16 protein-coding genes and 1 pseudogene are annotated in these 23,024 nt (G+C 70.9%); 12 read left to right on the top strand and 5 right to left on the bottom strand.

All coding sequences use genetic code 11. From position 1 onward, the window contains the following. Positions 1 to 8 precede the first annotated feature (8 nt). From J5X86_RS18155 to J5X86_RS18130, 6 genes are all read left to right on the top strand, one after another. A complete protein-coding gene (locus J5X86_RS18155) occupies positions 9 to 968 on the top strand; it encodes a YafY family protein (protein ID WP_119986468.1) in 960 nt (319 codons plus the stop codon). Then, positions 961 to 1,224 carry a hypothetical protein gene (locus J5X86_RS18150; protein WP_050993798.1) on the top strand — a complete coding sequence of 88 codons (264 nt, stop codon included), beginning with the start codon at positions 961 to 963 and terminating at the stop codon, positions 1,222 to 1,224. Before J5X86_RS18155 ends, J5X86_RS18150 begins: the two co-directional genes overlap by 8 nt. A 10-nt stretch (positions 1,225 to 1,234) precedes the next feature. Continuing rightward, a complete protein-coding gene (locus J5X86_RS18145) occupies positions 1,235 to 1,438 on the top strand; it encodes a hypothetical protein (RefSeq protein ID WP_208517834.1) in 204 nt (67 codons plus the stop codon). Positions 1,439 to 1,688: 250 nt separating this feature from the next. Next, entirely contained in the window at positions 1,689 to 1,979 is a 291-nt protein-coding gene (tatA, locus tag J5X86_RS18140) for a Sec-independent protein translocase subunit TatA (protein ID WP_119994357.1), read from the top strand. Positions 1,980 to 2,042: 63 nt separating this feature from the next. Continuing rightward, entirely contained in the window at positions 2,043 to 3,008 is a 966-nt protein-coding gene (gene tatC, locus J5X86_RS18135) for a twin-arginine translocase subunit TatC (RefSeq protein ID WP_208517833.1), read from the top strand. A gap of 148 nt (positions 3,009 to 3,156) precedes the next feature. Then, entirely contained in the window at positions 3,157 to 5,979 is a 2,823-nt protein-coding gene (locus J5X86_RS18130) for an RNA helicase (RefSeq protein WP_208517832.1), read from the top strand. 23 nt (positions 5,980 to 6,002) lie between these two features. Here the strand turns inward: J5X86_RS18130 and J5X86_RS51980 are convergent, their stop codons facing one another. From J5X86_RS51980 to J5X86_RS18110, 4 genes are all read right to left on the bottom strand, one after another. Further along, positions 6,003 to 7,265 carry an IPT/TIG domain-containing protein gene (locus tag J5X86_RS51980; protein WP_208517831.1) on the bottom strand — a complete coding sequence of 421 codons (1,263 nt, stop codon included), beginning with the start codon at positions 7,263 to 7,265 and terminating at the stop codon, positions 6,003 to 6,005. A gap of 157 nt (positions 7,266 to 7,422) precedes the next feature. Next, positions 7,423 to 8,205 (bottom strand): IPT/TIG domain-containing protein, encoded by a 783-nt coding sequence (locus J5X86_RS18120; protein ID WP_208517830.1) that lies wholly within the window; start codon positions 8,203 to 8,205, stop codon positions 7,423 to 7,425. Positions 8,206 to 8,722: 517 nt separating this feature from the next. Next, on the bottom strand, positions 8,723 to 9,604 hold the full coding sequence (locus tag J5X86_RS18115; protein WP_208517829.1) for a siderophore-interacting protein: 882 nt from the start codon (positions 9,602 to 9,604) through the stop codon (positions 8,723 to 8,725). Positions 9,605 to 9,650: 46 nt separating this feature from the next. After that, the gene (locus J5X86_RS18110; protein WP_208518026.1) at positions 9,651 to 10,562 is read right to left on the bottom strand and encodes a 5'-3' exonuclease; all 912 of its coding nucleotides are present in this window, start codon (positions 10,560 to 10,562) and stop codon (positions 9,651 to 9,653) included. A gap of 232 nt (positions 10,563 to 10,794) precedes the next feature. Here J5X86_RS18110 and J5X86_RS18105 point away from each other — a divergent pair, with 232 nt between their 5' ends. The 6 genes and pseudogenes from J5X86_RS18105 to J5X86_RS50730 all read left to right on the top strand — a co-directional run bounded on the left by J5X86_RS18105 (position 10,795) and on the right by J5X86_RS50730 (position 19,310). Continuing rightward, positions 10,795 to 11,940 (top strand): glycine betaine/L-proline ABC transporter ATP-binding protein, encoded by a 1,146-nt coding sequence (locus tag J5X86_RS18105; RefSeq protein WP_208517828.1) that lies wholly within the window; start codon positions 10,795 to 10,797, stop codon positions 11,938 to 11,940. Then, the gene (locus tag J5X86_RS18100) at positions 11,933 to 14,551 is read left to right on the top strand and encodes an ABC transporter permease/substrate binding protein (protein ID WP_208517827.1); all 2,619 of its coding nucleotides are present in this window, start codon (positions 11,933 to 11,935) and stop codon (positions 14,549 to 14,551) included. The genes J5X86_RS18105 and J5X86_RS18100 overlap by 8 nt, the downstream gene beginning before the upstream one ends. 421 nt (positions 14,552 to 14,972) lie before the next feature. Next, positions 14,973 to 16,613 carry a TROVE domain-containing protein gene (locus J5X86_RS18095; RefSeq protein ID WP_208517826.1) on the top strand — a complete coding sequence of 547 codons (1,641 nt, stop codon included), beginning with the start codon at positions 14,973 to 14,975 and terminating at the stop codon, positions 16,611 to 16,613. Between the two features lie 153 nt (positions 16,614 to 16,766). Next, a complete protein-coding gene (locus J5X86_RS18090) occupies positions 16,767 to 17,504 on the top strand; it encodes a helical backbone metal receptor (RefSeq protein ID WP_208517825.1) in 738 nt (245 codons plus the stop codon). Between the two features lie 240 nt (positions 17,505 to 17,744). Next, positions 17,745 to 18,380, top strand: a pseudogene (locus J5X86_RS50735) (alpha/beta hydrolase); the annotation flags it as partial. 195 nt (positions 18,381 to 18,575) lie between these two features. Then, on the top strand, positions 18,576 to 19,310 hold the full coding sequence (locus J5X86_RS50730) for a virginiamycin B lyase (protein WP_308124638.1): 735 nt from the start codon (positions 18,576 to 18,578) through the stop codon (positions 19,308 to 19,310). 284 nt (positions 19,311 to 19,594) lie between these two features. Here the strand turns inward: J5X86_RS50730 and J5X86_RS18080 are convergent, their stop codons facing one another. Further along, on the bottom strand, positions 19,595 to 22,894 hold the full coding sequence (locus J5X86_RS18080; RefSeq protein ID WP_208517823.1) for an amidohydrolase family protein: 3,300 nt from the start codon (positions 22,892 to 22,894) through the stop codon (positions 19,595 to 19,597). Positions 22,895 to 23,024: the final 130 nt, after the last annotated feature.

Genomic DNA, 23,024 nt, shown 5'->3' with positions numbered 1-23,024 from the left:
ACTTCATCATGGCCGGAAACGCCATTGACCAGACCCGGCGGATGCTCTCCCTGGTGACATATCTGCGCGAGCGCCCCGGCGCCCGCGTCGCCGATGTCGCCCGGGCCTTCGGCATCAGCGAGGACGAGCTGATCGCCGACCTCGATGTGCTGCCGCTGTGCGGCACCAGCTTCCGCGGCGGCGATCTGCTGGACATCGACACCGACGGGGAGCGGATCTGGTGGCATAACCCCGACGACGTCGCCGAGCCGCTGCGGCTGGCGGCCGACGAGGCCACCGCGCTGCTGGTCGCCGCCCGCGCCGTCGCCACCCTTCCCGGGCTGCGCGAGGGCGACCGGGAGGCGCTGCTGCGGGCCACCGCCAAGCTGGAGGCCGCCGCGGGCGAGGTGGCGGGCGCCAGCTCCCGGCTCTCGGTGATCTTCGAGTCGGAGGGCGGCGTCTTCGCCGACGTCGACCGCGCCATCTCCGAGCGCCGCAGGCTGTGGCTGCGCTACTACTCACCCGCGCGCGACGAGATCACCGAGCGCGAGGTCGACCCGATCCGGCTCTTCGCCGTCGGCCGCACCTATATGGAGGCGTGGTGCCGCCTCTCCGAGGCGCGGCGGACCTTCCGGCTCGACCGGGTCGTCGAGATCAAGCTGCTCGACGAGGCGTCCGATCCGCCGCCCATCGAGCTGCGCGATCTGTCGGACCTGTCCTCCGCGCTGGTGCAGACCGGTGCCGAGGACCCCGAGGTGGTCGTCGAGGTCGGCCCCGGCGGGCGCTGGGTCGCCGAGTACTACCCGCACGACAGCGCGGAGGAGCTGCCCGACGGCGGCCTCCGGATCACCCTGCGCGCGCCCGACCCCGGCTCGCTGCGGCGCCTGGCGCTGCGGCTGGGCAGGGACGGCCGGATCGTCTCGCCGCAGGGTCTCGCGGACAGTGCCCGGGACGCGGCGCGGCAGGCGCTCGCGGCGTACGGTGAGTGAAGGGACACACACGGTGACCGCACGGGGGAGTGCCGCTTCGGTGGTTTTCAAGGCAGCCTGTCCGGAGTGCCGGGGCAGGTTCGAGCTGGCCGCAGGTGCGCTGCGGCTGGCCATCGGGGCCAGCGACCGCACCACCTTCTACTCCTTCACCTGCCCCGACTGCGGAACCATGGTGCGCAAACCGGCGGGGGAGCGGATCGTGGAGCTGCTCACCGGTGGCGGGGTGCGCACGCTGCGGCTGCACTCCACCGTCTAGGCTCTGCCGCATGCTCTGGCCGATGCTCGCCCTCGCCCTCGCCTTCTGCGGAATCGCCGTACTCGCCGTGCTCTCGGTGCGGGTCTACGCGGAGGTCCGCAGGCTGGCCCGGCAGGTGTCGGACAGCTCGCAGCGGATCACCCGGGCCGCCGAGGACCTGGAGCGGGCCTCGGTTCCGCTGGGATCAACGGTGGACGCTCTGCGTCGCGAGTGAGAGCCCGGTCCGCTCCAGGAGCACGGACCGCAGGTGATGGGCGCTCTGCTGCGCCACAGCCAAGCGGGGTACGCTGAGATTTCGCGGCCCTGGTAGCGAGGCGGAGGGTCGCAACCCGGAGTCCGCACGGGGATTGCCTCCGGTTTACCCCTGCGCGCTACGATCGCTGACAGCACGGCTGCCGGACACCTGTCCGACCGGTCGGGCAGCCCCACCCCCAGCCGCCTCGGTGAGAAGGAAGACGCTTATGCTGTTCGGAAAGATCGGCGTTCCCGAGATTCTCCTCATCCTTGTCGTCGTGCTGCTGCTGTTCGGTGCCAAGAAGCTTCCGGACATGGCCCGCTCGCTGGGCAAGTCGGCCCGGATCCTCAAGAGCGAGGCGAAGGCCATGAAGTCGGATGGTCAGCAGCAGCAGACCACGCCGGCCGACCCGCCCCAGCCCGGCCAGGACGAGTCCACCCATCGTACGATCCAGGCCGCGCCCGGAGACGTGACCAGCTCGCGTCCGGTGTCGGAGCCGAGCGACACCACCAAGCGCTGACCCAGGGCCACTTGAAGGCGGCATTGGAAGGCCGCCACCGGACGCACGAGATGAGGACGTGGGTTGCTCAAGTCTGCCCGCACGAAGGAGAAGGACCCCGAGGGGCGGATGCCCCTGGCTGAGCACCTGCGTGAGCTGCGCAACCGGTTGCTCAAGTCGGTCCTGGCGATCTGCGTGGTCACGATCGTCGCGATGTTCTTCTACATGGACATCGCCAAATTCCTGATGCAGCCGGTGCTGGACGCCGTCGGCTGTGGCGGGGTCTCGCTGTCCGATCTCTCCGGCAAGGGGAGCAAGGGGCACGACTGCGCCTACTTCACCGTGAACGGTCTGCTGTCGCCGTTCACGATCATGCTGAAGGTCTCCTTCACGACCGGGCTGGTGGTGGCCACCCCGATCTGGCTCTACCAGCTCTGGGCCTTCCTCGCGCCCGGGCTGCACCGCAACGAGAAGAAGTACGGCCTGTTCTTCGTCGGGCTCGGCGTACCGCTCTTCGTCTGTGGCGCGTACTTCGCGTACATGATCCTTCCGACCAGCGCCAAGGTCCTCATCGGCTTCACCCCCGAGGGGGCCAACAACCTCCTCCCGCTGGACGACTTCCTCGATCTGCTCGCCCGGATGATCGTCGTCTTCGGGCTCGCCTTCGAGCTTCCGCTGCTGCTGATCCTGCTGAACTTCACCGGCGTCCTCACCGGACGCCGGATGCTCGGCTGGTGGCGCGCCATGATCATGGGCATCACGGTCTTCGGCGCCATCGCCACCCCCAGCACCGATCCGATCGGCATGTTCGCCCTGGCCGGACCGGTCGTCGTGCTCTACTTCGGCGCCGTCGGCGTCTCCCTGCTCAACGACCGGCGCAAGGCGCGCCGCCGGGCCGCCGACCCGGACTTCGGCCTGAGCGACGACGAGGCGTCCGAGCTGGATCTGACCCCCGAGGCCGTCGCCGCGCCCAGCGCCAGGCCGGAGCTCACCGACGGGGATGACTCCGGCGGCACCACCCGGCGCAACGGCTACGACGACGTCACCTAGCCGTCCGTAACCGCTCCGGGCACGGGCAGGGCAGCCTTCCAGGGCCCCGTCCCGGCCCGGCGGACCGAACGAAGCTGCGGCGGGCCGAACAAAGCCCCGATAAAGATCGCGTGCGCTGTCGGAGGTGGCCGGTAGGCTCGTAGATACGATGACCGACGAGCTATCTCCCGCCGAGCGCTATGCGGCGTCCCGCGCCCGGGCCGCCGAGCAGGCCACCGCGCTGGCCCCCTTCCGCGAGATGTACGACTTCGAGCTGGATCCCTTCCAGATCGAGGCGTGCAAGGCCCTGGAGTCCGGCAAGGGCGTGCTGGTCGCCGCCCCCACCGGCTCGGGCAAGACCATCGTGGGCGAGTTCGCCGTCCACCTGGCGCTGACCCAGGGCCGCAAGTGCTTCTACACCACGCCCATCAAGGCGCTGTCCAACCAGAAGTACACCGACCTGGTGAGGCGCTACGGCGCCGACAAGGTCGGTCTCCTCACCGGGGACAACAGCGTCAATTCCGATGCCCCGGTGGTCGTGATGACCACCGAGGTGCTGCGGAACATGCTCTATGCCGGTTCCCAGTCGCTGCTCGGCCTCGGCCATGTGGTGATGGACGAGGTCCACTATCTCTCCGACCGGTTCCGCGGCGCCGTCTGGGAGGAGGTCATCATCCACCTCCCCGAGTCGGTGACGCTGGTGTCACTCTCCGCGACGGTTTCCAATGCCGAGGAGTTCGGCGACTGGCTCGACACCGTCCGCGGTGACACCGAGGTCATCGTCTCCGAGCACCGCCCCGTGCCGCTGTGGCAGCACGTGCTGGCCGGGCGCCGGATGTACGACCTGTTCGAGGAGAAGAGCGGCCAGGACGGCGACCAGAGCGGGCGCCGCGAGGTCAACCCCGATCTCGTCCGGCTGGCCCGGATGGAGAGCAGCCGCCCCACCTTCGGCCGCGACAAGCGCCGCGGCCGCAATATGCGCGAGGCCGACCGGGAGCGCGAGCGCCGTCAGCGCAGCCGGATCTGGACCCCCGGCCGGGCCGAGGTGATCGACCGGCTCGACTCCGAGGGGCTGCTCCCCGCCATCACCTTCATCTTCAGCCGGGCCGGCTGCCAGGCCGCCGTCCAGCAGTGTCTCCACGCGGGGCTGCGGCTCAACGACGAGGCGGCGCGCGCCCGGGTGCGGGCCCTCGTCGAGGAGCGCACCGCCGGGATCCCCGACGAAGACCTCCATGTGCTGGGGTACTTCGAATGGCTGGAGGGGCTGGAGCGGGGCATCGCGGCCCACCACGCCGGAATGCTCCCCACCTTCAAGGAAGTTGTCGAGGAGCTCTTCGTCCGCGGCCTGGTCAAGGCCGTCTTCGCCACCGAGACCCTCGCGCTCGGCATCAACATGCCCGCCCGTTCGGTGGTGTTGGAGAAGCTCGTCAAGTGGAACGGCGAGCAGCACGCGGACATCACCCCCGGTGAGTACACCCAGTTGACCGGCCGGGCCGGGCGGCGCGGTATCGATGTCGAGGGCCATGCGGTGGTGCTGTGGCAGCGCACTATGGACCCCGCGGCGCTCGCCGGACTGGCCGGCACCCGGACGTATCCGCTGCGCTCCTCCTTCAAGCCGTCGTACAACATGGCGGTCAACCTCGTCTCCCAGTTCGGGCGGCACCGCTCGCGCGAGCTGCTGGAGACCTCCTTCGCGCAGTTCCAGGCCGACAAGGCGGTCGTCGGCATCACCCGTCAGGTGCAGCGCAACGAGGAGGGGCTGGAGGGCTATCGCGCCTCCATGACCTGCCATCTCGGCGACTTCGAGGAGTACGCGCGGCTGCGCCGCGAGCTCAAGGACCGCGAGACCGAGCTGGCCAAGCAGGGCGCGGCCCAGCGGCGTGCGGCCGCCGCGGTCGCCCTGGAGAAGCTCCGCCCCGGCGATGTCATCCATGTGCCCACCGGCAAGTTCGCCGGGCTCGCGCTGGTGCTGGATCCCGGGCTGCCCGCCGGGCGGGTCGGCGGCCACCGCGGCATGGAGTACCACGACGGGCCGCGGCCCCTGGTGCTCACCGCCGAGCGGCAGGTCAAGCGGCTGGCGTCGATCGACTTCCCCGTCCCGGTCGAGCCGCTGGACCGGATGCGGATCCCCAAGTCGTTCAATCCGCGCAGCCCCCAGTCCCGCCGCGATCTGGCGTCCGCGCTGCGCACCAAGGCCGGTCACCACGATGTGGGGCGCCGCCGTAAGGAGCGCTCGGCCGCCGCCGACGACACCGAGATCGCCCGGCTGCGCGCGGCCATCCGCGCCCACCCCTGCCACGGCTGCAGCGACCGCGAGGACCACGCCCGCTGGGGCGAGCGCTACCAGCGGCTGCTGCGCGACACCCGGCAGCTTGAGCGGCGCATCGAGGGCCGCACGAACACCATCGCCCGCACCTTCGACCGGATCTGCTCCCTGCTGAGCGAGCTCGGCTATCTGCGCGGCGACGAGGTCACGGACGTGGGGAGGCGGCTGGCGCGGCTGTACGGCGAGCTGGACCTGCTGGCCAGCGAATGTCTGCGCGAGGGCGTCTGGGAGGGGCTGCCCCCCGCCGAGCTCGCGGCCTGTGCCTCCGCGCTCGTCTACGAGGCGCGGACGGCCGATGACGCGCTGCCGCCCAAACTGCCCCCGGGCCGGGCCAAGGACGCGCTCGGCGAGATGGTCCGCATATGGGGGCGGCTGGACGCTCTCGAGGAGGAGCACAAGATCAACCAGGCGGAGGGCGTCGGTCAGCGCGAGCCCGATCTGGGCTTCGCCTGGGCCGCCTACCGCTGGGCGTCCGGCCACGGGCTCGACGAGGTGCTGCGGGAAATCGACATGCCCGCCGGTGACTTCGTGCGCTGGACCAAGCAACTGATCGATGTGCTCGGCCAGATCGCCGCGGCGGCCCCGGAGGGCACGGTGGCGCGGAACGCCCGCCGCGCGGTCGACGAACTGCTGCGCGGGGTTGTGGCGTACTCCTCGGTCGGCTGAGCCTGTCACTCACTTCGGTGGGCTCAGGCCGGGTCGTAGGTGAAGGGGAGGGTGTTGCTGTTGCCCGCGGGGGTGTGGAGCTGGACATTGACCGTTCCGGCCGCGTGGGTCGGCGTCGTCGCCACGACCAGGGTGTCCGAGAGCACGCTGAAGGAGGCCGGGGTTCCCCCGAAGGTCACGGAGTCGGTGTACGTGAGGTTGGACCCGTTGATCGTGACGGAGTCGCCGCCCAACTCCGAGCCCTGGTTCGGGACAAGCGTATTGATGACCGGAGCACCGAGGTAGGTGTAATACGGGCTGCCGGGGCCCAAAGTGCTGGTGCCGCCCGGTGTGGTTACGGTGACCACGACCGTGCCGGTTCCGGAAGGAGCGGTCGCCGTCAGCTGATTGTCGGAGATCACGGTGAAGCCGGTGGCGGGGGTGGGGCCGAAGTTGACGGCGCTGGCCAGGGCCAGGTTGCTGCCGGTGATGGTGACGGTGTTACCGCCGGTGTCCGGACCGAACTGTGGGCTCACACCGATGACGACCGGGGCGGCGACATAGACGTACGGCAGCGGATTGCTGGTGCCCCCCGGCGTGGTGACGGTCACGTTCACCACGGACGGCGGCCCCGCCGGTGCGGTGGCGGTGATTTGGGTGGCCGTATTGGTGAGGATGGTGGCAGGGGTGGCGCCGAAGAGCACCTGGATGGCACCTGAGAGTCCGGTCCCGGTGATGGTGACGGTGTTGCCGCCGGAGGTGGGGCCGTTGGGTGGGTTGAGGTTGGTGATGGTGGGGGTGGAGATGGTGGTGTAGGTGTAGGCGAGGGGGTTGCTGGTGCCGCCTGGGGTGGTGACGGTGACGTTGGTGGTGCCGGTGCCTGCGGGGGCGGTGGCGGTGATTTGGGTGGGGGTGTTGGTGAGGATGGTGGCGGGGTTGGCGCCGAAGAGGACTTGGGTGGCCCCGGCCAGATTGGTGCCGGTGATGGTGACCGTATTGCCGCCGCTGGTAGGCCCCGAGGCCGGACTGAGCGCGGTGAGCACCGGTGCCGCGACCGTCGTGTAGAGGAAGAACACGTTCTGGGTGCTGGTCCCCGTCGGTCCTGTGACCGTCACTTTCACGGTGCCGCTTCCCGCGGGTGTTCTGGCCGTGATCTGCGTACTGCTCGCGACGACCACATTGGTGGCCAGGTTGGAGCCGAACCTGACCACGATGGCGCCGGTGAAACCGGAACCGTTGATCGTGACGGGGGTGCCCCCCGATGGACTGCCCTGAGAGGGAGTCACGCTGCTCACTACGGGAGCCATGATGCTCGTTCTCCTTCTTGTGCCATGAGGACGACCGCGCCCTGACCGGCGGCTGTCGGCCAGGGCGCGGGGGATCGGCGCTCAGCGTGTGCCGTGCGGCGTTGATCCGAGCGGGGACCGTGCGGGGTGTCGTTCCTACCCGGCCACGGTCGGTGGATCAGGTGACCGTGAAGGCGGCGGGGCCGGATGTGCCACCACATGTGGTGACCGTGAAGGCTCCGGCGCCCGCGGCCGCCGCGGCGGGCACCGCGGTGACGAGGGAGGTGTCGTCGATGGGGGTGAAGAGCAGGCCCGCGAAGACGGTGGCCGCCGAGTCGGTGAACGTGACGTCGGTGACGCCGATGAGGCAGGTGGCGTCGGAGATGGTGGTCTCGGTCCCCGCCGGGCCCGTGGCGGGGGCCAGCGTGGCGGCGGTCAGAGACGGCGCGTTGTAGTAGTCGACCAGCGTGGTGCCCGCGGTGCCCGTGCCGCCGGCCGTGGTGACCGTGACCCCCTGGGAGTCGAAGCAGCCGGCCGGTGCGTGAGCCGGAGCGGTGACGGTGACCGAGGTGTTGCTGCCGCCGGCGGCGAACGCGACTGGTGTGAGGGCGCCCACGTTGACGGTGCCGCCGGCCGCGAAGCCGGTGCCGAAGACCGTGAGCGCACCACCGGCGGCGGGCAGGCACGTTTCGCTCAGCCCTGTGGTCGTCGGCCTCGCGATGACGAAGAACGGCACCGCGTTGGTCCTGGTGCCGTTCGACAGGTTGGTGCTGACCGAGACCTGGCCCGAGCACGGCGCGGTGGAGGGAACCACGAAGGTGACCAGGGTGTTGGAGACCGTCGCCGGACTGACGACGGCGCCGCCGAAGTTCACCGAGACGGTGGTGCCCAGCGCCGTGCCGTTGATGCTGACGCTGGTGCCGACCGCGCCCTGGCTGGGGGTGAGGGAGGTGATGGGCATGAGGTTTCTCCTGTTCGATCGTCCTGCTCTGGTGTGTGGGTGTGCCGGAAGCGGGAGGGATGGGCAACGCGGCCGTTGACCGCACTGGGTTCCGCTGTACAGAGGGGTGGCAGGGAGACGGACCCCACGGCCCGGGACGCCACGGCGTTCAGCGGAGACGGCATGACCGGTGCTGGCGACTTGAGAGTGACTCGTGCCTGGGGCCGGCCGCAGTAGGGCGAGTCGTGCGGAGAACTGGTCGGCGCCGAGATCTACCGCGGTGCCGGAACTCTCGCTCGTTGTGAGTGAACCAAAAGAGCGATAGATGCGGAAGGTGTGAAAAAGGCGTGTGAGGAGCTCATATGACCATATGTCAAGGCTTCGCAGCCATCTCCTGTGAGCCGGAGTGCGCTCTCCGCCGTCGGATCGACGCCGGTACTCTGCCGTGCCTGCTGGGGCCGGAACACGCGCCGGAATACACAACGGCCCCGGCCGGATGCTCCCGGCCGGGGCCTGATGGTCGTACGCGCCGCGTCCCCTACGCCGCGGCCTCCTCGGGCTCCGCCTTCTCCTGCTCCGCCTCGACCTGCTGGTTCCACTCCCGCTTCGACGCCTGCCAGCCGTCCTCGTCATGGCCGCGCCGCCAGTAACCGGAGATGGACAGCCACTCGCGCGGGATCTGGTGCTCGAGGCGCAGATGGCGGCGGATCTCCTTCACGAAGCCCGCCTCGCCGTGGACGAAGGCGTGCACCTGCCCGGGCGGGAACTCCAGCCCCCGGACGGCCGCCACCAGCGCCTCGCCGACCGGTGCGGCGCCCCGGTGCAGCCAGCTCACCCGGGCCCCCTCGGGCACGGTGAGCTTGAGCTCCTCCGTCTCGTCCGCCACCTCGATGAACGCGTGCACCGGCACCTCGGCCGCGCCGCCCGCCCGGCTGTCGGTGAGCCGCTCCAGCGCGGCGGCGATCGCGGGCAGCGCGCTCTCGTCCCCCGCGAGCAGATGCCAGTCGGCCTCGGCGCCCGGGGCGTAGGCGCCGCCCGGCCCCATGAAGTGGATCTCCTCGCCCGGCTGGACCTGGGAGGCCCACGGCCCGGCCAGCCCCTCGTCGCCATGGGTCACGAAGTCCACCGTCAGCTCGCGGGCCGCCGGATCCCAGGCCCGGACCGTGTACGTCCGGGTGACCGGCCACTGCTCGCGCGGGAAGTCGGCGCGGATCCGCTCCAGGTCGAACGGCTCGGGGTAGGTGGCGCCCCCGGTCGGGAAGAGCAGCTTGATGTAGTGATCGGTCCACTCGCCCACGTGGAAGTCGGCGAGGCCGTCGCCGCCCAGGACGACCCGCACCATGTGCGGGGTCAGCCGGTCGGTGCGCACCACCTGTGCGCGATGCGGCGTGCGCGTCTTACGGGCCGGACGGTCCGCCATGGCACCTCCCTGATCAATTAGAGTTAGGTATACCTAACCTAACAGCTCACCCCTCGAGAGCGGACAGCAATCTCCGCAAAGATCCGCCCAAGCCCCACCGTTCCGCCAGCGCCTCCACGGCCCCGGGGTCGCGCGGTGACCGTGGCAGCGCCGGATCGAAGGTCGGCAGCGCCACATCCGAGGCGACCCGCACCACCTTCGGGGCGACCTCGATATACGGCCGCGCCTCGTCCAGCCGCTTGCGCTGGGTCGGGGTCAGCTTGGCGGCGGGGTCGTCGACCGCTGCCATGATCCCGGCCAGGTCGCCATGGGCGGCCAGCAGCTTGGCGGCGGTCTTCTCGCCGACGCCGGGCACCCCCGGCAGCCCGTCGCTGGGGTCGCCGCGCAGCAGCGCCAGATCCACGTACCCCCGGCCGTCGACCCCGTACTTCTCGCGTACGTAGGACTCGTCGATCGGCTGCAGCGTGCCCACGCCCTTGACGGGGTAGAGCACCCGCACTCCGCGCTCGTCGTCCACCAGCTGGAACAGATCGCGGTCGCCGGTGACGATGTCGACCGGGCCGCTCGCCCGGCCCGTGAGCGTGCCGATCACATCGTCGGCCTCGTAGTCCGCGGCGCCCACCCGCGCGATGCCGATCGCGTCGAGCACCTCGTCGATCACCGGGACCTGCGGGGAGAGGGTGTCCGGCACCTCCTCCTGGTCCACCCCGGCGCCCTCCGGGGCCTCCTCGGCGACCCGGTGGGCCTTGTACGTGGGGATCAGCGCGACCCGCCAGGCCGGGCGCCAGTCGAAGTCCATGCAGGCCACCAGGTCGTCCGGGCGGTGGTCCTGGACGAGCCGGGCGATGAAGTCGAGGAGCCCGCGCACGGCGTTCACCGGCGTACCGTCGGGAGCCCGGACCGAATCCGGCACTCCGAAATAGGCCCGGAAGTAGAGGGAGGCGGTGTCGAGGAGCATCAGGCGTCGCGTCACCCCCCGATCATGCACTACCCGACGGACGGAATTCCTGGGATAATGTGATCTGGATCACTGTTTGGTTTACGCCAAACCGATCAGGGCAGGCGCGCCCCCGGAGCGAACCCGTTCAGTACTTCAACTATTGCGGCGGTCCGCGGTCCGATGCCGTGCCGCTCCACGACCCGCCGGCGGGGGTGGCGGGTCGTTTTTTGGTGCGATCTGAGAGGTACATGTGGCCACATTGCGAGCCGAACGCCTATACAAGGTGTTCGGCAGACGACCCGATGAGGCGGTGGCGCAGCTCGAGAGCGGCGCGGACCGTGAAGAGCTCCGCGCGAGCGGGACGACAGCAGCGGTCATCGATGCCTCCTTCACCGTCGAAGAGGGTCAGATCTTCGTCGTCATGGGTCTGTCCGGATCCGGTAAGTCCACGCTGCTGCGCATGCTGAACGGGCTGCTGGAGCCGACCGCGGGACGCGTGCTCTTCGACGACGACGACCTGACCGTGCTCAGCCCCAAGGACCTGCGCGAGGTGCGGTCCCGCAAGATCAGCATGGTCTTCCAGCACTTCGCCCTCTTCCCGCACCGCAGCGTGCTGGAGAACGCCGCCTACGGCCTCGAGGTGCAGGGTGTGCCGCGCGAGGAGCGCATCCGGCGCGCCACCGAGGCGCTGGAGATGGTGGGCCTGGCCGGCTGGGAGAAGTCCTGGCCCGATGAGCTCTCCGGCGGTATGCAGCAGCGCGTCGGCCTCGCCCGCGCCCTGGCCACCGACGCCGACATGCTGCTGATGGACGAGTCCTTCAGCGCGCTCGACCCGCTGATCCGGCGCGATATGCAGGACCAGCTGCTCCAGCTGCAGAAGCGGCTCAAGAAGACGATCGTCTTCATCACCCACGATCTGAACGAGGCCATGCGGCTCGGCGACCGTATCGCCGTGATGCGCGACGGCCACATCGTCCAGATCGGTACCGCCGAGGACATCCTGGTCACCCCGGCCAACGACTACGTCGCCTCCTTCACCCAGGACGTCGACCGCAGCCGGGTGCTCACCGCCGGCGCGATCATGGCCGAACCGAGCGAGGCGCTGGGCAGCAAGACCGACGACGGCACCACGCTCCGCACCGAGCAGGACGTGCTGGCGGCCGCCCCCGCCACCGTCCCCGAGTCCACGCCGATCATCGAGCTGTTCCGGCCCTGTTCGCTCAGCGGGGTCGCGGTCGCCGTCACCGACGACGACGGTGCGCTCGTCGGCGTCGTCACCCGTGCCCGGCTGCTCGCCGTCCTCGGCGAGCCGGACGCCGGACCCGACGGCGCGCAGCCGCCGACCGACACCCCGGACGCGCCCGAGGCCGTCAAGAAGGTGATCACCGGTGCCTAGACTTCAGCTCGGCGACTGGATCAACTCCGGCGTCAACTGGCTCCGAGACAATCTGAGCTGGCTCTTCGATTTCATCTCCAGCGTCGTCCAGGGCATGTACGACGGGCTGAACACCGTGTTCAGCGGCCCCGAGCCGCTGCTGTTCGCGGGCATCCTGGCGCTGCTCGCCTGGTGGCTGCGCGGGCTGCTGCCCGCCGTGCTCGCCTTCCTGGGATTCGCCCTCATCGACTCGATCGAGTTGTGGGGCGAGGCGATGAACACCCTCGCACTGGTGCTGGTCGCCGGTGTGATCACCATCGTGTTCGCGGTGCCGCTGGGCATCTGGGCCTCGCGCAACCGCGCGGTGAGTGCCGTGATCCGTCCGGTGCTGGACTTCATGCAGACGATGCCCGCCTTCGTCTACCTGATCCCCGGCATCTTCTTCTTCGGCCTCGGGGTGGTCCCCGGCGTCGTCGCCACCGTCATCTTCTCGATGCCCCCGGGCGTCCGCATGACGGAACTGGGCATCCGGCAGGTGGATGCGGAGCTGGTCGAGGCGGCCGACGCCTTCGGCACCCATCCGCGCCGCACCCTCCTGCGCGTCCAGCTCCCGCTGGCCCTGCCCACCATCATGGCGGGCGTCAACCAGGTGATCATGCTGGCGCTGTCCATGGTCGTCATCGCCGGCATGGTCGGCGCCGAGGGCCTGGGCTCCACCGTCTTCCAGGCGATCAGCTCCGTCGACGTCGCCATGGGCTTCGAGGGCGGTATCGCGGTGGTCATCCTGGCCATGTACCTGGACCGGATGACCAGCGCGCTCAACCAGCGCGTCTCCCCGCTGGCCCGCCGTGCGCTGGCCAAGGAGAAGGCCAAGGCGCTCAGCGGCCTCAAGGTGCTGCACTGGCGCCCCGCGACCTCCGTCGCCATGGTCGGCGTCGTCGTCCTGGCACTCGTCGCCGGCGGCATGAGCATGTTCGGCGACGACGAAAAGGGACCCGAGGTCTCCGCCAACGTCGGCAAGGGCCAGTCGGTCAACATCGGTTACATCAACTGGGACGAGGGCGTCGCCTCCACCTTCCTGTGGAAGGAGCTCCTGGAGCAGCGCGGCTTCAAGCCCAAGGTCCAGTCGTACGACGTCGGCGCGCTGTACACCGGTATGGCCGCGGGCAACATCGACTTCGAGACGGACTCCTGGCTGCCCACCACCCACGCCTCGTACTGGGCGAAGTACAAGGACAAGCTGGAGAACCTCGGCTCCTGGTACGGCCCCACCTCCCTGGAGGTCGCGGTGCCCTCGTACGTCAAGGGCGTCAAGACCCTGGAGGACCTCGAGAAGAAGTCCGGCACCTTCAAGAAGAAGATCGTCGGCATCGAGCCCGGTGCCGGTGAGATGAAGCTGATGCAGGACAAGGTCATGCCGGGCTACGGCCTGAACAAGAACTTCTCCCTGGTCAAGGGCTCCACCGCGGCTATGCTCTCCCAGCTGGACCGCTCCTACGCCAAGCAGGAGCCGATCGCGGTCACCCTGTGGTCCCCGCACTGGGCGTACAACAAGTACAACCTCATCAAGCTGAAGGACCCCAAGGGCGCCTTCGGCAAGGGCGACCGCATCGACTCCCTCGCGCGCAAGGGCTTCTCCAAGGACAACCCGCAGGTCGCCAAGTGGATCAAGAACTTCAAGCTGGACGAGAAGCAGCTCACCAGCCTGGAGGCGGCGATCCAGGACGCCGGTAAGGGCAAGGAGCAGGAGGGCGTACGCGCCTGGCTCAAGAAGAACCCCAGCCTGGTCAACAAGCTGGCCCCGGTGCCCGGCGGCGAGCAGAAGGGCAAGGACGCCGGAGCCGCGCCGAAGATCGGCTACTTCCCGTGGGACGAGGACGTCGCCACCACCTACCTGTGGAAGAACGTCCTCGAGCGGCGTGGCTACAAGCCGTCGATCAAGCAGTACGACGTCGGCTCCATGTTCACCGGAATGAGCACCGGGCAGGTCGATGTCGAGTTCGACGGCTGGCTACCGGTCGCCCAGAAACAGTACTGGGACAGATACAAGAAGAATCTGGTCGACGTCGGGTCGTGGTACGACAAGACCTCCCTGGAGATCGCGGTGCCGTCCTACGTGAAGGACGTGAAGTCGCTGGCGGACCTGAAGGGCAAGTCGTCCACCTTCAAGGGGAAGATCATCGGCATCGAGCCGGGCACCGGCGAGATGAAGATACTTAAGAGCAAGGTGCTGAAGGCATACGGCCTGGACAAGGAGTACCAGGTCAGCGACGGTTCCTCGCCCGCGATGCTGGCGCAGCTGGAGCGCTCGTACGCCAAGCAGGAGCCGGTGGCCGTCGTCCTGTGGTCCCCGCACTGGGCGTACAGCAAGTACAAGCTCACCAAGCTGGCCGACCCGAAGCAGTCGTTCGGGGCCAGCAACCAGCTCCACACGCTCGCCAACAAGTCCTTCCCGGAGAAGTTCCCCGAGTTCAACGGGTGGCTCAAGAAGTGGCACATGACCGAGAAGGAACTCGGGAGCCTGGAGGCGGCCATCCAGGACGCCGGTAAGGGCAACGAGGAGGAGGGCGTTCAGAAGTGGATGGACGCTCACCCCGGCATCGTCGACAAGATGGCGCCGGTGGCTTCCTGACCTGCCACCAGGTGGTCTGCTGACCCACCGCGGACACCACGCACACACCGCGGCCCGGAGCACCCGCTCCGGGCCGCGGTGTTGTGGTCTGCGGTCCTCCGGGCGGAGAAAACCGGATGACGGCCGAGGAGCCGGCCCCCTACTGTCGTAGCCGTGAACGCACCTCCCGGTGCGAAGACGACGGTTACTTCGGTCGATTTGGGTTCGATTCCTGAAACACCCCGCCGGCGCGGGGTGGGAAACGTACCGTCGTCGACTCTGATCTCGGGAGGCGCGCGCACGGCATCGGAGCGCCTGGTGCGCGGGCCGCGGTTACTTCCTTTCCCAGAACAGTCCGCCGCCCACTTTCGACCTCAGGCGCTGCCGACGCACCGGTGCGCCGCCTCCCTCCTATGCCCACTCGGGGGAGAGGCATGACCGCATGACGAAGTTCAACCGCGCCATCCGGCGCGCCACGGCCACGACGACCACCATGGTCACGACGACCACCACGACCACCTATGAGGGCGGCGCCGCCGTCACCCGCGACAGCAAGTCCGAACTGGTGCTGCTGGCCGTGGTGAACATGGTCGGCGAGCAGACCTTCTACGAGTCCTCCGGTGACCGCGACGACCGCTTCCGCACCCTCGTCCGCACCGTCGCTGTCGAGGACGCCGACTGGACCGCGCGCTTCATCACCTGGCTGCGCGGCGAGGCCCAGATGCGCACCGCGTCGCTGGTCGCCGCCGCCGAGGCCGTCGCGGCACGTCTCGCGGCCGGGCTGCACGGCGGCAACCGCCGTATCGTCGACGCCGCGTGTCTGCGTGCCGACGAGCCCGGTGAGTTCCTCGCCTACTGGACCGCCCACCACGGCCGCGCCCTGCCCAAGCCGGTCAAGCGCGGCCTCGCCGACGCCGCCCGCCGCCTCTATACCGAGCGCTCGCTGCTCAAGCACGACACCGAAAGCGACGGCTTCCGCTTCGCCGATGTCCTGGAACTGGTGCACGCCGCCCCGGACCCCGAAAAGCCGTGGCAGAGCGAGCTGTTCCGGCACGCCATCGACCGCCGCCACCACCGGGACGCCGCGCCCCCGGTTTCGCTGCGCATCCTGCGCGCCCGCGCCCGGCTGACGGCCCTGCCGCAGTGGGAGCGACGTGCCGTGCTGGAGCGGCCGGACGCCGCCGACGCGCTCCATTCCGCCGGGATGACCTGGGAGGCGCTCGCGGGCTGGCTGCAGGGGCCGATGGACGCGGTGGCCTGGCAGGCCGTGCTGCCCTCGATGGGCTACATGGCGCTGCTGCGCAACCTGCGCAACCTGGACGAGGCCGGGCTGCCGGACGCGGTCGCCGAGCGGGTCGCGGCGCGGCTGGCGGACCCGGCGGAGGTGGCCCGCTCCCGTCAGTTCCCGTACCGCTTCCTGTCCGCGTACCGGGCCGCGCCGTCCCTGCGCTGGGGCCACGCCCTGGACCGGGCGCTGACCGCGGCCACGGCGGCCGTCCCGGCGCTGCCGGGCCGCACGCTCGTGCTCGTGGACACCTCCGGCTCCATGCAGGCGCCGGTCTCGGGCCGCTCCCAGGTGCGCCATGTGGACATCGGCGCGCTCTTCGGGGTCGCGCTCGCGCACCGCGGCTGCCAGGTGGACCTGGTCGGCTTCGCCTCCGGGCACTTCGGCCACCGGCTGACCCCGGGTGGTTCGGTGCTCCGCGACGTCGAGGGATTCTGCGCGCGGATCGGCGAGGTCGGGCACGGCACGGAGACGGGGGCGGCGCTGCGGGCGGCCTACCGCGGCCACGACCGGGTGGTGATCGTCTCGGATATGCAGGCGGTCGCCCCTGCGCGCGGCGGCCGGTCCGCACCGGTCTCGGAGGCCGTTCCGGCGCGGGTGCCGGTTTTCGGCGTCAACACCACCGGCTACGCGGCCACCTCCATCGACACCGGCCGGCCGAACCGGTACGAGATCGGCGGCTTCAGCGACAAGCTGTTCACGATGGTCGGGCTGCTGTCGGAGGGCGACCGCGGCAGTGGCGGCGACCGTGGTGGCCGGACCGTCTGGCCGTGGGAGGCGCTGGGGGAGGCGGCGTAGGTGCGGGCCTTACGGCTCGTGCGGGGGCCGTACGGGTATGTGGCGGGGCCGGTAAGGCTCGTACGCGGGCCTTACGGCTCGCATCCGGCGTTGCCGGAACCGCCCGACCGGTCGCGTCGTACGGTGGAGCGGGTCGCGTCGTACGGTGGAGCGATGAGCCCTCGCACCCCCGTACGAAGCGTGGTGTCACTCGTGCCCTCGCTCACCGAGGCCGTCGCCGCCACCGCGCCGGAGCTGCTGGCCGGGGTGACCGACTGGTGCACCCATCCACCCGGCCTCGCCGCGGAGCGCATCGGCGGCACCAAGAACCCCGACACCGCCCGGATCGCCGCCCTCGCACCGGATCTCGTGATCGCCAACGAGGAGGAGAACCGCCCCTCCGACCTCGCCGCGCTGCGCGCCGCCGGTCTCGAGGTCCTGGTGACCGAAGTGCGCACCCTGGACCAGGCGTTCACCGAGCTGGAGCGGGTCCTGGTGCGCGGCTGCGGACTGGCCCGGCCCGGCTGGCTGGACGCGGCCGAGGCCGCCTGGGCGGACGTAACGGCCAGTGGCCCGGCGCGGCAGGCCGTCGTACCGGTGTGGCGGCGTCCGTGGATGGTGCTGGGCCGGGACACCTTCGCCGGTGACGTCCTGGCCCGGCTGGGCGTACGGCACCTCTACAGCGCGCATCCCGAGCGCTATCCCCGCATCCCGATCCAGGAGTTGACGGCGCGGGACGCGGATCTGGTGGTGCTGCCCGACGAGCCGTACCGCTTCACGGCCGACGACGGCCCCGAGGCGTTCCCCGGCCTCCCGGCGGCCTTGGTCAGCGGCCGTCACCTCACCTGGTACGGCCCCTCGCTGGCGGAGGCGCCCGCCGCCCTTACGGCCGCGTTGACGGCGGCGCGCTGACGGCGACGCGCTCACGTCCTGGGGGTATGGCTGAGGGCGACGGCCAGGGCCTCCTCGCGCTGGTCGTGCATAGTAATTTCCGCTACGGGAGTTGATCTCGACCCTCGCGAGTCCCGACCACCCCACGACGGAGGACCCTTGCTGAACGTCATCACCGTACCCGCGGAGCCCGAGGCGGTCCAAGCGGTCCGCGACCGCGCCGACGCGCTGATCGCCGCCCCGCTCCCGGACGACGCCGAGGTGCGCGGCGACTGGGTACGCGCGCCCGGCGCCCGGGGCGGCGCGGTGATCTATGTGCACGGCGGCGGGTTCGCCCACACCATGCCCGAGGCCGAGCGGGTGATGGCCTATCGGCTGTCGAAGGCCACCGGACGCCCCGCCCTGCGGGTGGACTACCGGCTGGCACCCGAACACCCCTATCCCGCGGCGCTCGAAGACGTCCTGGCCGCCTGGCGAAGCGTGCTGGACGAGGGCGTCCCCGCCGCCGAGGTCGTACTTGCCGGTGAGTCGGCCGGGGCCACGCTGGTGCTGTCCGCCCTGCTGGAGATCGGGCGGACCAGCGGCCCGCGGCCCGGTGCCGCGGTCGTGGTCTCACCCGTCACCGACTTCGCCCTTACCGGTGCGTCGCTTGCCGCCAACGACGGTAAGGACGTCATGAACCAGGCCGCCCTCGGCTCCATACGCGCCCAGTACCTGGCCGGCGCGCCCGCCGACCAGGCCCCGCAGTCGCCGCTGTACGGGGATCCGCGCGGGCTGCCGCCGCTGCTGATCGCCGTCGGCACGGATGAGGTGCTCCTGGACGACGCCCGCCGTTTCGCCGAGGCGGCCGACGCCGCCGGGGTGAGCGTGCGCCTGGAGGAGTACGCGGACATGCCGCACGCCTTCCACCTGTCCGAGCCGGGCGAGGTGCTGCTGGACCGGATCGGCCGGTGGCTCGCCGACCCGGTCCGCGTCTTCACCGTCAGCGAGCCGGACGCGGGGCCCTACGCGCTCACCGGCGGCCCCGACGGAGCCCTGTGGTTCACCCTGGTCCACCAGGGCGCGATCGGCCGCAGGGACGCGGACGGCAGGATCACCGTCCACCCCGTCGGAACCAAGCCGACGATGATCGCCCAAGGGCCCGACGGCGCCCTGTGGTTCACCGAGTACGGCACCCACCGCATCGGCCGGATCACCGTGGGCGGCATGGCCTCCTCCTACGAACCGCCGACCGCCGACGGCGGCCCGTACGGGATCGCCGCGGGCCCGGACGGGGCCATGTGGTTCACCCTGTCGGGCGCCGACCGCATCGGGCGGATCACCATGGACGGCGACATCACCGAGTACCCCGCGCCCGGAGCCTTCCCGTCCGCCCTGACGGCGGGGCCCGACGGCGCGATGTGGTTCACCCTCAACCAGGGCAACGCCATCGGCCGGATCACCATGGACGGCCTGACGACCGTCCACCCCCTGCCGACCGAGGCCGCCGCGCCGGTGGGCATCGCCCAAGGGCCGGACGGCGCCCTGTGGTTCACCGAGATCGGCGCGGGGCAGATCGGCCGCATCACGGTGGACGGCACCGTCACCGAGTACCCGCTGCCCGACCGCGAGGCGCGGCCGCACGCCATCACCCCTGGCCCGGACGGGGCGCTGTGGTTCACCGAATGGGGCCGCGGCGGGATCGGACGCATCACCACCGACGGCCGGATCACGGCGTACGACCTGCCCCGAGCCGACTGCGAACCGCATGGCATCACCCCGTACGACGGCGCGCTGTGGTGCGCCCTGGAAACGGGCTCCCTGGCCAGGCTCGACGTCCCCCGGTGACCGTCTCGGCCCCCGGCTCCGATCCCCGAATCCACCATCCGAACGCCCGACGAGAGGGATTCCCTTGGCCCGGAGCCCCTTCGAGGCGGCTCGCTCGGCGATTCACGGTGCGGCGTGGGGCCTTGGCTCGGGGTGTGGGGGTCCCTTAGGGCAGGCATACGGCGCCACGGGCCAGGGCGAGGCGAGGCCGGAACCGGGGCGAGGCGGGTCGGGAACCGGGCGAGGCGGCCAGGAACCTGGCGGGGTGGGCCGGGGACGAAGCCCCCGCCCCACCCCCAGCACCCTCAGCCCTCCACAGCGCAGCAGGAGTCGCGCCGCAACAGGCGCCCCACCTCCAGCCACTCATCCGCCGACCGCCCGTGCGGTGCCGCCGCGGCACCGGCCCCCGGGAAGGACTCGACCAGCTCGCGCTGCTCGTACGGCACCCCGCCCCGCAGCACCGACACCGTCCTCACCAGCGAGTCGAAGTCCGTGAAGGGATCGCCGTCAACGACCGTCAGATCCGCCAGCTTCCCGACCTCCAGGGTCCCCAGATCGCGATCGGCACCGAAGGCCCGCGCCGGGAGGATGGTCGCCGTCCGCAGCGCCTCCTGCGGCGACAGCCCGAACCGGTGCAGGGCACGCAGGGCCAGATGCAGATGGAGGCCCACCGGCACCAACGGCTGGTCCGTCCCCAGGGCCACCACCCCGCCCCCGGCCAGAATCCGCCGGTAGACCCCGATCTCGGTGCCCAGCGTGGTCAGTTGGTCCGCCGTCGGGGGTGTCCCGGCGAGCTGCCGTACGAGCGCGGAGTCCCACGGCGGCATCAGCCGGGTGACTCGCTCGTCCTCCGCCAGCGAGGGGTCCGCGCCCACCAGGGGCGAGGCCGTGAACGGCGTGGCGATGAGCCGGAAGTCGGAGGTCGCGGTGTAGATCTCCGCCACGTCCTGCTGGGAATGCCCGGACGCCGTCGTGGCGTGCCCGTACTCCAGCCGCTGGGTGGCCTGCAGATGCGTCGTCAGGTCCTGTCCGAGCTGTATGCCCGGTGTGCACAGATGGCTGCCGGTGCGCACCCCGAGCCGCTCATGCGCGAACCGGGCCGCCTCCTCCATGATCCATCCCGGTGCGCGGACATACGTCTTGACGAAGTCCCAGTCGAGCGCGGCAGCGCGCTCCAGAGAGCGCCGCAGACCGTCCCGGGTGCGATGCGCCCGGCCCATGCTGTACGCGACGCGCGGTCCGTCCAGCAGCTCGCCGGTGGCCAGCAGCCGTGGCCCGGCCAAGGCGCCCGCCGCGACGGCCTCCCTGAGGCGCGCCTGCTCATAGGCGAAGCCGCCGAGGGAAACGGCCGTGGTGATGCCGTAGGCGAGCTGCAGGGCGGTCTGACGGCCGCCATAGGTGTACTGCCAGGGGTGGGTGTGGGCGTCCCACAGCCCCGGGATGACGGTGCGGTCGGAGGCGTCGACGCGCCGCTTCGCGGGCCGCCCGGCCCGGTGCGCCACCACGGCCGCGATGCGTCCGCCGCGCACCACGATGTCCACGTCCTCGCGGACCGTGCCGTCCTTACGGCCGTCAACGGCACGACCGCCGCCGCCGCCCTCGCCTCCGGTGCCGTCCCAGAACCGCCCGGCGTGGACGACGGTGTCCGCGGGGCGCGGCCTCCGGTGGTCCAGTGGGACACGGACCGTCCGGGCGGTGCCGCGCTCGACGTCCAGCAGCCGCAGTCGGCCCGCCGACAGATACAGGACGTGGCGGGAGTCGCCGGACCAGGAGGGATGGTCGGCGGCCTCGTCGGTGAGCCGGCGCGGCGCGCCGTCGGGGGTGCCGTCCGCCCTCACCGGCAGCAGCCACAGGGCGGACTCGACGATGAGCGCCATATGGCGGCCATCGGGGGACCAGACGGGGCCGGAGTCATAGCGGTCGGAGAGGGAAGTGTGCGGTGCGACGGCATGCTGCCTGGCCGTACCGGTGTCGGTGTCGATCACCCGGATCAGGTTGTAGCCCTCGCGGAACCGCTGGTTCAGCCGGTTGCGATCGCACAGGGCGACATAGCGCCCGTCGGGCGACCAGCTCGGTCGGCCGGGCAGTCCGCCGGCACCCATCGGCGCGGCGAGCACCCGTTCCGTACCGGCGTCGAGATCGCGTAGAACCAGGTTTCCCGACATGTCGACACAGGCGAGGCGCTTGCCGTCGGGGGAGAGCGCCGGATGCACCTTGCCGCCTGAGGCCAGCACGGTCTCCTTGCCCGAGGCGAGGTCCCGGCGGCGCGCGGCCAGCAGCCCGTCGCGGTCGTCGGCGTACACCAGGGCGCGCCCGTCGGGCGTCCAGGTGGGGGCCAGCAGATACCGGGTGGGGGCCGCCCGTACGACCCGGCGCGGGGCGCGGCCGCCGGAGACATCGGCGACCCAGAGGGAGTTGAGGGCGGCGAAGGCCACCTTACGGCCGTCAGGAGAGAGCGCGGGCAGATGCAGCCCGCGCACCGGCCGCACCCCGCCACCGTCGAAGTCGTACCGCTTGACGCGATACCGGGGCCGGTCGATGGGGAGGGTGGCGGAGAAGGGTATCTCCTCGTATGCAACGCCCTTACGGTCGGATTCCTCACCGCTTCCGGCCGCGCCTGAGCGTACCGCCGGTGACACCCGGAACACCCGGAACCGCCCGTCGACGGTGAGCAGCAGCTCCTCGCGTGACACCCAACGGGGCGGCACGGGCTGCACATCCCCCGTGATCGCCACCGGCTCCCCGGCCACGACCAGCGTGCAGGAGGCGGCGGGAGCGGCTGTGGTCCGCAGATAGGCGAGGTGGCCGTCCGCCGACACGGACGGCGTCATCACCTGGGCGTCGGCGGTGGGATCGGTGTGCTCGGCCGTGACCGGACCGGTGCCGTCGGCCAGTACGGAGGCGACCGTACGGGCGTTGAGCGTCGTCCCGGCGAGCGCACCGCGCACGAACAGCACCCGCTCGCCGTCCGCGGACCAGGTGGGGTCGAAGTCCTCCCAGGCGCCGTCCTGGAGCGGCCCGTCCTGCCCGTCCGCGCCCGTGAGCCGGGTGAGCTCACCGGTGGCCACCTCCAGTACCCAGATCCGGTACGGGCTGCCCGCCACGGGGTCGCCGCCGCGCTCGGAGGCGAAGGCGATCCGGGTGCCGTCGGGCGACCAGGCCGGACCGCGGTCGTCCCACGGGCCGTCCGTTCGCTGCCGCAAACCAGAGCCGTCGGGGCGCAGCGTCCAGATATGGAATCCGCCGCCCCGGTAGGCGCAGACGGCCAGCAGCTTTCCATCGGGGGAGTAGACCGGCCGGGTGGGCTCCAGATCGGCCGGTGTGAGCGATACGGCCTCGCCACCCTTACGGGCGACCGACCACAGGACGTTCTGGACTTCGGCGATCATGCGGTCGCCGGACGGGGAGACGGTCGCGGCGCCGTTCGTGGCGGCGGTGAAGGAGAGCGAGACGGGCCTGCCCGGTGCGGCGGCGGCCGTCTCGAAGGGCAGAGTGGCCGCGGTGGCGGCGGCGGTGCCCGCGGCGGCGGCCTGCAGAAAACGCCGCCGCGACAGGGCGGAGGCAGCAGCCGAGGCAGGGGAGAGCGAAGCGTCGTGCGTGTCCAACGGTCCTCCTGGAGCAAGGGAGTTGCATGGATCAGGAGTCGATACGCGGTACCAAGCCCTTGATCGTTACACCCCCCACGCCCCGGAGGACAAGAGCGCGTCGATGCCCTTGGCTTGCGGGCCCGGCAAA

It is taken from the genome of Streptomyces sp. NEAU-YJ-81 (assembly GCF_017592595.1).
GTDB classification, from domain to species: domain Bacteria; phylum Actinomycetota; class Actinomycetes; order Streptomycetales; family Streptomycetaceae; genus Streptomyces; species Streptomyces hygroscopicus_B.
This window is presented reverse-complemented; position numbering and strand designations above follow the sequence as displayed.

What these genes read in the sequence shown, in the direction of transcription:
- J5X86_RS18155 (WP_119986468.1), top strand. Translation starts at nt 9, where the DNA reads ATGGCCGGAAACGCCATTGACCAGACCCGGCGGATGCTCTCCCTGGTG.
- J5X86_RS18145 (WP_208517834.1), top strand. Translation starts at nt 1,235, where the DNA reads ATGCTCTGGCCGATGCTCGCCCTCGCCCTCGCCTTCTGCGGAATCGCC.
- J5X86_RS18130 (WP_208517832.1), top strand. Translation starts at nt 3,157, where the DNA reads ATGACCGACGAGCTATCTCCCGCCGAGCGCTATGCGGCGTCCCGCGCC.
- J5X86_RS51980 (WP_208517831.1), bottom strand. Translation starts at nt 7,265, where the DNA reads ATGGCTCCCGTAGTGAGCAGCGTGACTCCCTCTCAGGGCAGTCCATCG.
- J5X86_RS18120 (WP_208517830.1), bottom strand. Translation starts at nt 8,205, where the DNA reads ATGCCCATCACCTCCCTCACCCCCAGCCAGGGCGCGGTCGGCACCAGC.
- J5X86_RS18115 (WP_208517829.1), bottom strand. Translation starts at nt 9,604, where the DNA reads ATGGCGGACCGTCCGGCCCGTAAGACGCGCACGCCGCATCGCGCACAG.
- J5X86_RS18110 (WP_208518026.1), bottom strand. Translation starts at nt 10,562, where the DNA reads ATGCTCCTCGACACCGCCTCCCTCTACTTCCGGGCCTATTTCGGAGTG.
- J5X86_RS18095 (WP_208517826.1), top strand. Translation starts at nt 14,973, where the DNA reads ATGACGAAGTTCAACCGCGCCATCCGGCGCGCCACGGCCACGACGACC.
- J5X86_RS18090 (WP_208517825.1), top strand. Translation starts at nt 16,767, where the DNA reads ATGAGCCCTCGCACCCCCGTACGAAGCGTGGTGTCACTCGTGCCCTCG.